Raw genomic sequence first — 9,789 nt, forward strand, 5'->3', positions numbered from 1 at the left:
CGTCACCGTCCTTCCCGGGCGTGCCGGGCGATCTGCCGCAGGGCGGCGGCGAACTCCTCGGCGGCCCGGCGGACGGCCCCGGTGTCGTGGACGGCGGGCCGGTGGTGCCAGGTGAAGGCGAGGCGTCCGTGCTGGGCCGCGCCGACCACCTCCAGCGGGTGGGAGCCGCCGTCCCGGGGGTCGTGGTCCTGGCCGAAGGAGCCGAGTTCGGCGCGGACCAGGCCGTCGCCGGCGGCCTCGGGCCGGGCGTCCCACTGGCCGAGGTAGTTGAAGACCACCTGGCCGTGGCCGCCGGCGGCGAGGCGCTCGCGGACCTCGGGCGTCCCGAAGGTGCGCAGGGCGCCGAAGCCCAGCCCGTTGCCGGGCACCGCGCGCAGTTGGCGGCGGACGGACTTCACCAGGGCGCGCCAGTCGCGGTCCGGGCCGAGGTCGGCGGGGTCGGGGACGTGGAGGGCGACGGGGTGGACGGTGGTGAACCAGCCGACCGTACGGGACAGGTCGACGTCGTCCAGCAGGTCCTCGCGGCCGTGCCCCTCCAGGTCCAGGCCGATCCGCTGCTGGCCGCTCCAGCGGGCCAGGGCGAGGGCGAGGGCGGCCAGCAGCACGTCGTTGACCCGGGTGCGGTAGGCGGCGGGGGCGGCGCGCAGCAGCGCCTCGGTGTCGGCCTCGTCGAGTTCGACGGTGACCGCCGCGGCCTCGGTGCCACCGGGCCCGGACGGGCTGCCGGGCAGGGCCGCCCGGGCGCCCACCGCCTGCTCCCAGTAGGGCAGTTCGTGGTCCAGGCCGCCCTCGGCGACATGGGCGGCGAGCCGGTGCGCCCAGTCCCGGAAGGAGGTGCCGCGCTCCCCCAGGGTGATCGGCCCGCCCTGGCCGGCCTGCCGGTGGGCGCTCTCCAGGTCGTCGCGCAGCACCCGCCAGGAGACGGCGTCGACGACCAGGTGGTGAGCGACCAGGAGCAGCAGGGCCGGGTGTTCCGGGTGGCCGGTGAACAGGGCGGCGCGCAGCAGCGGGCCGCGGGCCAGGTCGAAGCCGGCGTGCAACTCGTCGGCGGCCTTGGCCATGGCCGCGTCGGCGGCCCCGGTGTCCTGCCCGGTCAGGTCGTGGTGGGCCAGGAGGTCCTCGGCGGGGGCGGGCGGCGGGTTGAACTGGTGCCAGCCGGACTCGTCGCGGGTGAAGCGCATCCGCAGGGCGTCGTGGTGCTCCAGCAGGGCGACGAGCGCGGCGCGCAGCGCCGCCGGGTCGGGGTCGGCGGAGAGTTCGAGCAGGGTGGACTGGTTGAAGTGGTGGTGGGCGGCGCGCGGGGTGGTCAGGAACCACTCCTGGATGGGGGTGAGCGGGACGCCGCCGGTCACCGGGCCGTCGTCGGCGCGCTCGGTGGCGGTGCGCACGACGGTGGCCAGTTCGGCCACGGTCTGGTGGCTGAACAGGTCGCGGGTGGCCAGGTGCAGGCCGTCGCGGCGCAGCCGGGACACCACCTGCATGCTGAGGATGGAGTCGCCGCCGAGGAGGAAGAAGTTGTCGTCGGCGCCGACCTCGTCGAGGCCGAGGACGTCGGCCCAGATCCGGGCGATCCGGCGTTCGAGGTCGGTCTCCGGCGCCCGGCCGGGGCCGGCCGCGGCCTGGGCGGGTCCGGGGTCGGGCAGGGCCCGCCGGTCGAGCTTGCCGTTGGGGGTGAGCGGGAGCCGCTCCAGCGCGACGAAGGCCGAGGGGACGAGGTGCGGCGGCAGCGTCTCGGCGAGGTGGAGCCGCAGGTCGAGGGCGGGTGCGCCGGCGGTGGCGTCGGCGGGGACGACGTAGCCGACGAGCCGGCCGCCGCCCGGGCCGTCGGCGCGGACGGTGACGACGGCGTCGCGCACCAGGGGGCTGCGGCGCAGGGCGCTCTCGACCTCCCCGGGTTCGATCCGGAATCCGCGCAGCTTGATCTGCTCGTCGGCGCGGCCGGCGAACCGGAGCCGGCCGTCGGCGGCGCGGCGGACGAGGTCGCCGGTGCGGTACATCCGCTCGCCGGGGGCTCCGTACGGGTCGGGGAGGAAGCACCGGGCGGTGAGGCCGGGGCGGCCGAGGTAGCCGCGGGCGAGGCCGGGGCCGGCCAGGTAGAGCTCCCCGGTGACGCCGGGCGGCACCGGCCGCAGGGCGGTGTCCAGGACGTACGCGCGGGTGGCTCCGCTGGGGCGGCCGATCGTGGGGCTGCCGGTGCCGGGGGCGAGCGGGCCGGTCCAGGTGGCGACGACGGTGGCCTCGGTGGGGCCGTAGGAGTTGACCATCCGCCGGCCGGGGGCCCAGGTGTCGACCAGGTCGGCCGGGCAGGCCTCGGCGCCGACCACCAGGGTGCGCAGCCCGGTCAGGGCCGCGGCGGTCTCCGGTTCCAGGGTGGCCAGCGCGGCCGGGGGGATCAGGGTGTGGCTGATCCGGCGGGCGGCCAGCGCCTCGGCGAGCCGTTCGCCGACCAGCGGCCCCTCCTCGCCGGTGACCAGGGCGGCCCCGGAGAGCAGCGAGATGCACAGTTCCAGGACGGAGGCGTCGAAGCTGGGCGAGGCGAACTGGAGGACCCGGTCGCCGGGGCCGACGGCGTACTGCTCGGCGGCGGCCGCCGCGAAGACGGCGAGGCCGCGGTGGGTGACCAGGACGCCCTTGGGCGTTCCGGTGGAGCCGGAGGTGTAGATCGCGTAGGCGGGGTGGGCGGGGGTGAGGGCGGTGGTGCGGTCGGCGTCGGTGGGCGCGGTGTCCGGGCCCTCGGCGGTCCAGACCTGCGCCGGGTCGTCGAGCACCAGGTGGGCGGCGGCGTCGCGGACCATGAACTCCCGCCGGGGCGCCGGGTAGTCCGGGTCGACCGGGAGGAAGGCGCCGCCGGCCTTGGCGACGGCGAGCTGGGCGACCACCATGGCCGCCGAGCGGGGCAGCGCGAGGGCGACCAGCCGCTCGGGGCCGACGCCGCGCCGGATGAGCCGGTGGGCCAGCCGGTTGGCGGCCCGGTCGAGTTCGGCGTAGCTCAGTTCCCGTTCGCCGTCGAGCAGGGCCGGTGCCCCGGGGGTGGCGGCGGCCCGGCGCTCGAACAGCTCGGGCAGGGTCGCCTCGGGGACGGGGCGGAAGCCGCCGTGCGGCTCGGCGGGCGGCTCGTCCGGGCCGGCCAGCGGCAGCGCGCCGACGGGGCGGGACGGGTCCTCGGCGACGGCGGTGAGCAGGGTGGCGAGCTGGCCGGCCATCCGCTCGACGGTGGCCGCGTCGAACAGGTCGGTGTCGTACGTGAACAGGCCGTGCAGGGCGCCGCTCGCGGTCTCGACGAACTCCAGCACCAGCTCGAAGGGCGTCCGTACGGCGTCGGGCTCGATGCCGGTCACGTCGAGGCCCGGCAGGTCGGGTTCGGCGGACGGCGCGTTCTGGAGCACCACGTGGACCTGGAACAGCGGGCTGCGGCTGGTGTCGCGCACCGGCTGGACCTCGTCGACCACCTTCTCGAAGGGCACGTCCTGGTGGGCGAAGGCGTCCAGGACGGTCTGCCGCACCTCGCCGAGGAGGGCGTCGAAGGGCTGTCCGGGCTCGACCCGGGAGCGCAGCACCAGGGTGTTGACGAAGAACCCGACGAGCCGCTGGATCTCAGGCCGGTGCCGGCCGGAGGTGATGGTGCCGACGGTGATGTCGGTGTCCCCGCAGAGCCGGGCCAGGTAGGCCTGGGCGGCGGCGACCAGGGTGGTGAACAGGGTGGCGCCGCGCTCCCGGCCGACCTCGGCCAGCCGGCGGGCGGTGCCGGCGGGCAGCTCCAGTCGGACGGTGGCGGCGTTGGCGGCGTTGGCGGTGCGCATCGCGGGCCGGGGCCGGTCGGTGGGCAGCTGCGGCGGTACCACGCCGGTCAGTTGGCCCTTCCAGTAGGCGAGCTGGTCCCCGGCGGGGGCCCCGGCGGCGCGCTGCCAGTGGGCGTAGTCGGCGTACTGCACCGGAAGGGGCGCCAACTCGGCTTCGGTGGAGCCGAGTTCGGCACGGTAGAGGTGGGCCAGGTCGGTGAGCAGCACGCCGGTGGACCAGCCGTCGGTGACCATGTGGTGCAGGGTCAGCGCCAGCACGTGCTCACGGTCGGCCAGCCGGGCCAGGGTGGCGCGCAACAGTGGTCCGCGGCGCAGGTCGAAGGGGCGGGCGCGGTCGGCGGCGAGCAGGTCGCGCAGGGCCCGCGGCCGTTCGTCGGCGGGCCGCCCGGAGAGGTCGTGCAGCGGCAGCGGTACGGCGCGCGGCGGGTGGACCAGTTGGACGCCGTGGCCGTCGACGCTGTCGAAGGTGGTGCGCAGCGACTCGTGCCGGGCCGTCAGGGCGTCCAGGGCCGCGCCGAGGGCGCCGGCGTCGAGGGTGCCGCGCAGCCGCAGCGCGAGCGCGACGTTCTCGGAGACGCCGGGCGTGAACTCCTCCAGGAACCAGAGGCGCTGCTGGGCGTGGGACATCGGGGCGGCGCCCGTGCGGGGCACCGGGACGACGGGCGGGCGGGCCGGGACGGCGGGCTCCTCGGTGAGCAGCCGGGCCAGGCCGGCCGGGGTGGGGTGGTCGAAGACGGCGCGGGGGCCGAGCTCGGTGCCGAAGGCCTCGGCGAGGCGGGCGGCGAGCCGGATGCTGAGGATGGAGTCGCCGCCGAGGTCGAAGAAGCCCTCGTCGGTGCCGGGCGGGCGGATGCCGAGGACCTCGGCGAAGAGCTCGGTGGTGCGGCGTTCGGCCGCCGTGCGCGGTTCGACGCGTGCGCGGCGCCCGCTGCCGGGCTGTTCCTCGGGCGCCGGGAGGGCGGCGCGGTCGACCTTGCCGTTGCGGCTGAGCGGCAGGGCGTCGAGCGGGACGAAGGCGGCCGGGACGAGGTAGTCGGGCAGCGCGCGGGCGGCGAACTCCCGCAGCTCCCCGGGGTCGACGGCGCCGTCGGTGCCGACGGCGTAGGCGACCAGCCGGCGGGCGCCGGGCCGGTCCTCGCGGACGACCACGGCGACGTCGGCGACCAGCGGGTGGGCGGCCAGCGCCGCCTCCACCTCGGCGGGCTCGACCCGGAAGCCGCGGATCTTCACCTGGTCGTCCGCGCGGCCGAGGAACTCCACGGTGCCGTCGGGGCGGCGCCGGGCGAGGTCCCCGGTGCGGTACATCCGGGCGCCGGGCGGGCCGGAGGGGTCGGCGAGGAAGCGGGCGGCGGTCGCGCCGGGGCGGCCCAGGTAGCCGCGGGCCAGGCCCTCGCCGGCCAGGTAGAGCTCGCCCGCGCAGCCCGGCGGGACGGGCCGCAGCCGGGCGTCCAGGACGTGTGCCCGGCGGTCGTCCAGCGGGCGGCCGATCGGGACGGTGTCGGGCACCGCGGCGGCGTCCGACAGGGCGTGGGCGGTGGCGAAGGTGGTGGTCTCGGTGGGCCCGTAGCCGTCCACCACGGTCAGCCCGGGGCAGGCCGCCAGGACGCGGCGCACGGCGGCGGCGGGCACCACGTCGCCGCCGGTCCACAGGGTCCGCAGGCCGGTGAAGCAGTCCGGCGCGTCCTGGGCGAGCAGCCGGAACAGCCCGGCGGTGAGCCACAGGGCCGTCGGCCCGTCGGGGCCGGCCAGGCGGCGCAGCAGCGCGGCGTCCACCGGCCCCTCGGGGGCGACCAGGACGCAGCCGCCGTTCAGCAGCGGCGCCCACACCTCGAAGGTGGCGGCGTCGAAGGCGACCGGCGAGTGCAGCAGCACCCGGGCGCAGCGGCCGCCGGTGAAGCGGCTGTCGGTGGCGAGCGAGGCGACGTCGCGGTGGCGGACGGCGACGGCCTTGGGCTCGCCGGTGGAGCCGGAGGTGTACATCACGTACGCGAGCCGGTCGGGGTCGGCGGGCGGCAGGTGCGGGGCGGGCGCCCCGTCGCGGGCGGCGGCGACCTGTCCGGCGGTCAGGGTCACGGCCGCGCCGGCCCGTTCCAGCAGGGTGCGGCGGCGCTCCTCGGGGGCGCGGAGGTCGACGGGCAGGTAGGCGCCGCCGGCCTTGAGGACGGCCAGCTGGGCGACGACGAGTTCGGTGCCGCGGTCCATCGCCAGGGCGACCCGGTCCTCGGGGGCCAGGCCGTCGGCGAGCAGCCGGGCGGCCAGCCGGTCGGACCAGTCGTCCAGCCCGCGGTAGTTCAGCTCGCGCCCGCCGTCGCGCACGGCGGGGGCGTCGGGGGTGCAGCGGACCCGTTCGGCGAAGATCCGCAGCGGGCTGCGCGGCGCCGGCGGGCGGGCGGTGGTGTGCCAGGAGGCGAGCAGTTCGCGGTCGGCCGGGGTGAGCGGGTCCAGCGCGGCGAGGTCGCCGTCCAGGCCGTCGGCGAGGGCGGTCAGCAGCAGGGCGAGGCGGTCGGCGGCGTCCCGGGCGGTGCGCTGCTCGAAGAGCGCGGGGTCGTACGCCAGGTCGAAGGCGAGCCGTCCGCTCAGGTGGGCACGCAGGCACCAGGGGAAGGTGGTGGCGTCGTCGGCGCGCACCTCGACCACCCGGACCCCGGTGCGGTCCGCGGCGGACTCGTCGACGGGGTAGTTCTCGAACACCAGCATGCTGTCGAACAGCGGCTCCCCGGCGGGCAGTTCGCTCAGGCCCTGGATCCGGGTCAGCGCCAGGTGGTCGTGGCCGCGGCCCTCGCTCTGCCGGTCCTGGAGGTCGCGCAGCCAGGGCAGCACGCCGCCGGAGGGGATCCGGACCCGGGCGGGCACGGTGTTGATGAACAGGCCGATCATCGTCTCGACGCCGGGCAGTTCGGCCGGGCGCCCGGAGACGGTGGTGCCGAAGACCACGTCCGCGGTGCCGCCGTAGCGGGCCAGCAGCAGCGCCCAGGCGCCCTCGACCAGGGTGTTGACGGTCAGTCCGGCGGCCGCGGCGTTCTCCCGCAGCCGGGCGGAGGCCGCCTCGTCCAGGACGCGGTGGACGGCGGCGGTGGAGCGGGCCCGGTGGGCCCCGGCGGGGCGGCGGTCGTAGGGCAGCGCGGTCCGTTCGGTGAACCCGGCCAGCGCGGCGCTCCAGTGCTCCTCGGCGGACCGCTCGTCCTGTTCGCGCAGCCAGGCCAGGAAGTCCGCGAACGGGCGGCGGACGGGGCGGGGCGCCTGCGGGCCGCCGGTCAGCGCGGCGTACTCCTCGCAGACCTCGGTGAGCAGCTGCCCGGTGCTCCAGCCGTCCAGGATCACGTGGTGGGTGGACCAGAGCAGCAGCACCTCCTCGCCGGGCAGCGCGGCCAGGGCGAGCCGGGTGAGCGGCGCGGTGCCCAGGTCCAGGCCGGCGGCCCGCTCCTCGGCGAGCAGCCGCTCGGTCTCCTCGGCGCGCTGTCCGGGCGTCAGGGCGCGCCAGTCGAGGTGGCGGACGGGCAGGGCGGCGTGGCGCGCGACCAGCTGGACGGGGTGCGGCAGGCCGCGCCAGTGCACGGCGGTGCGCAGCGCCGGGGTGCGGTCGGCGACCTGCTGCCAGGCGGCGGCGAAGGCCGCCGGGTCGGCGACGCCGGCCAGCCGGACGGCGATCCGGTCCACGTAGGCGCCGTCCTCGTCGACCAGGCCGTGGAAGAGCATGCCGGACTGGAGCGGGGTCAGCGGCAGCACGTCGGCGACCTCGCGGCCGTCGCCGACCAGGCCGTCCAGCCGTTCCTGGTCGAGGCCGGCCAGCGGGAAGTCGGACGGGGTGCGGCCGCCGGCGCCGGGGCTCGCGCAGTGCTCGGCCAGCTCGCGCAGCGCCTGGAGGGTCTGCTCGGCGAGGGCGCGGACGGTGGCCTCCTCGTACACCTCCGCCGGGTAGGTCCAGCCCAGTTCGAGCCGGCCGTCCTGGACCGCCCCGATGACGTCCAGCAGGTAGGGGCGGGGCTCGTCGGGGTCGGTGTCCCGGCCTGCCGGGGGCAGCGAGCCGCGCAGCAGCCCGTCGGCGCCGCCGCGGGTGTCCCACTGGCCGTGGTAGTTGAAGCCGACCTGCGGCGCGGCCGCGTCCTCCGGGAGGGCGGAGGGGCGGCGCAGGTGGCGCAGCGCGCCGTGGCCGAGTCCGCGCAGCGGGACGGCGCGCAGCTGCTCCTTGACCGAGCGCAGGGTGTGGTGCCAGCCCGCCTCCGGGTCGACGCGCAGGGCGAGCGGGAACTCGGCGGTGAACCAGCCGACCGTCCGGGAGAGGTCCTGCTCGGGGAAGAGGTCCTCGCGGCCGTGGCCCTCCACCCCGATCAGCACCGTGTCCCGGCCGCACCAGCGGGCCAGGGTGCGGCCGAGGGCGCTGAGCAGGACGTCGTTGACCTGGGTGCGGTAGACCTCGGGGACGCGGCGCAGCAGCGCCCCGGTGGTCCGCTCGTCCAGCGTCACGGTGACGGTGGCGGCGGTGCCGTGGGTGTTGGCGCCGGGCCGCCCGGCGGGCAGTCCGGCCGGGGCCTCGCCGGTGCGGGTCCAGTACGCGGTGTCGCCGTCCAGGGCGCCGGAGCGGGTGTGCCGCTCCAGCCGGGCGGCCCACCGGGTGTAGGAGGTGCCCGGCTCCGGCAGCCGGACGGGCGCGCCGGCCCGGGCGGCGCGGTGGGCCGCTTCGAGGTCGGCCAGCAGGATGCGCCAGGAGACGCCGTCCACGGCCAGGTGGTGGATCGTCAGGACGAGCTGGCCGGGCTCGTCGCCGCCGCCGTCGAAGTACAGGGCGCGCAGCATCCGGCCCCGGAGCGGGTCGAGGGAGCGCTGGGCCTCCTCGGCGGCCCGCTGCACCTCCGTCTCCAGGACGGTCCGGTGGTGGGTGAAGACGCCGTCCGGTGCCTGCGCCAGGACCTCCTGGTGCCAGCCGTCCTCGCCGTGGTGGAAGCGGGTGCGCAGCGCCGGGTGGTGCTCCGCCAGCGCGAGCACCGCCCGCCGCAGTGCCGCCGGGTCGGTGTCCGGGGCCAGTGCCAGCCGCTGGGTCATGGTGAAGCGCAGCGCCTCGCCGGGGCGGCGGTGGTCGAGGTACCAGTGCTGGATCGGGGTGAGCGGCGCCTCGGCGGGCTCGGCCTCGTCCGCCTCCGTCCGTACGGTCGACTCCCCGGCGCAGAGGGCGAGTTCGGCGACGTTCTGGTAGCGGAAGACGTCCTTGGTGGTGAGGGCGAGTCCGGCGGCGCGGGCCCGGGAGACGATCTGGATGCTGAGGATGGAGTCGCCGCCGAGCGCGAAGAAGTTGTCCCGGGCGCCGACCCGCCGCACGCCGAGCACCTCCGCCCAGATCGCGGCGAGCCGCTCCTCGGCGCCGGGGCGCGGGGCGACGTACGGGGTGGTGCGGTCCGGCTGGGCGGGCGGGGCGGGCAGGGCGCGCCGGTCGGTCTTGCCGCTGGTGGTGCGCGGGACGCGGGCGAGCGGGACGAACGCGGTGGGCACCAGGTGGTCGGGCAGGGTGCGCCGCAGCCAGGCGCGCAGCTCCTCGGCGGGCGGCACCCGGTCGGCGGCCGGCACCGGGTAGCCGACCAGCAGGGTCCGACCGCCCTGCTCGCGGGCGGCGACGGCGCAGTCCGCGAGGTCGGGGTGGGTCAGCAGGGCGGCCTCGACCTCGCCGGGTTCGATCCGGAAGCCGCGGATCTTGACCTGGTCGTCGGCCCGGCCGAGGAACTCCAACTGCCCGTCGGCGTCCCAGCGGGCGAGGTCGCCGGTGCGGTACATCCGGGCGCCGGGGGCACCGTACGGGTCGGCGAGGAAGCGGCCGGCGGTCAGCCCGGGCCGGTGGAGGTAGCCGCGGGCGACCTGCCGCCCGGCCAGGTACAGCTCCCCCGGCAGGCCGGGCGGCACCGGGCGCAGCGCGCCGTCCAGCACGTAGGCGGTGACGCCCCACCCCGCACAACGGATGCCGCCCGCCCAAGCGCCGCCGCGTCTGACCTGCCACACCGGC

General features: G+C 77.6%; 1 protein-coding gene. It reads right to left on the bottom strand.

Annotation, left to right across the window (positions count from 1 at the left end; genetic code table 11):
* Positions 1-2: 2 nt before the first annotated feature.
* A complete protein-coding gene (locus ACFU6K_RS03435; RefSeq protein WP_380660623.1) occupies positions 3-9,713 on the bottom strand; it encodes an amino acid adenylation domain-containing protein in 9,711 nt (3,236 codons plus the stop codon).
* Positions 9,714-9,789: the final 76 nt, after the last annotated feature.

The sequence above is a fragment of the Kitasatospora sp. NPDC057512 genome, assembly GCF_042802135.1.
GTDB lineage: Bacteria > Actinomycetota > Actinomycetes > Streptomycetales > Streptomycetaceae > Kitasatospora.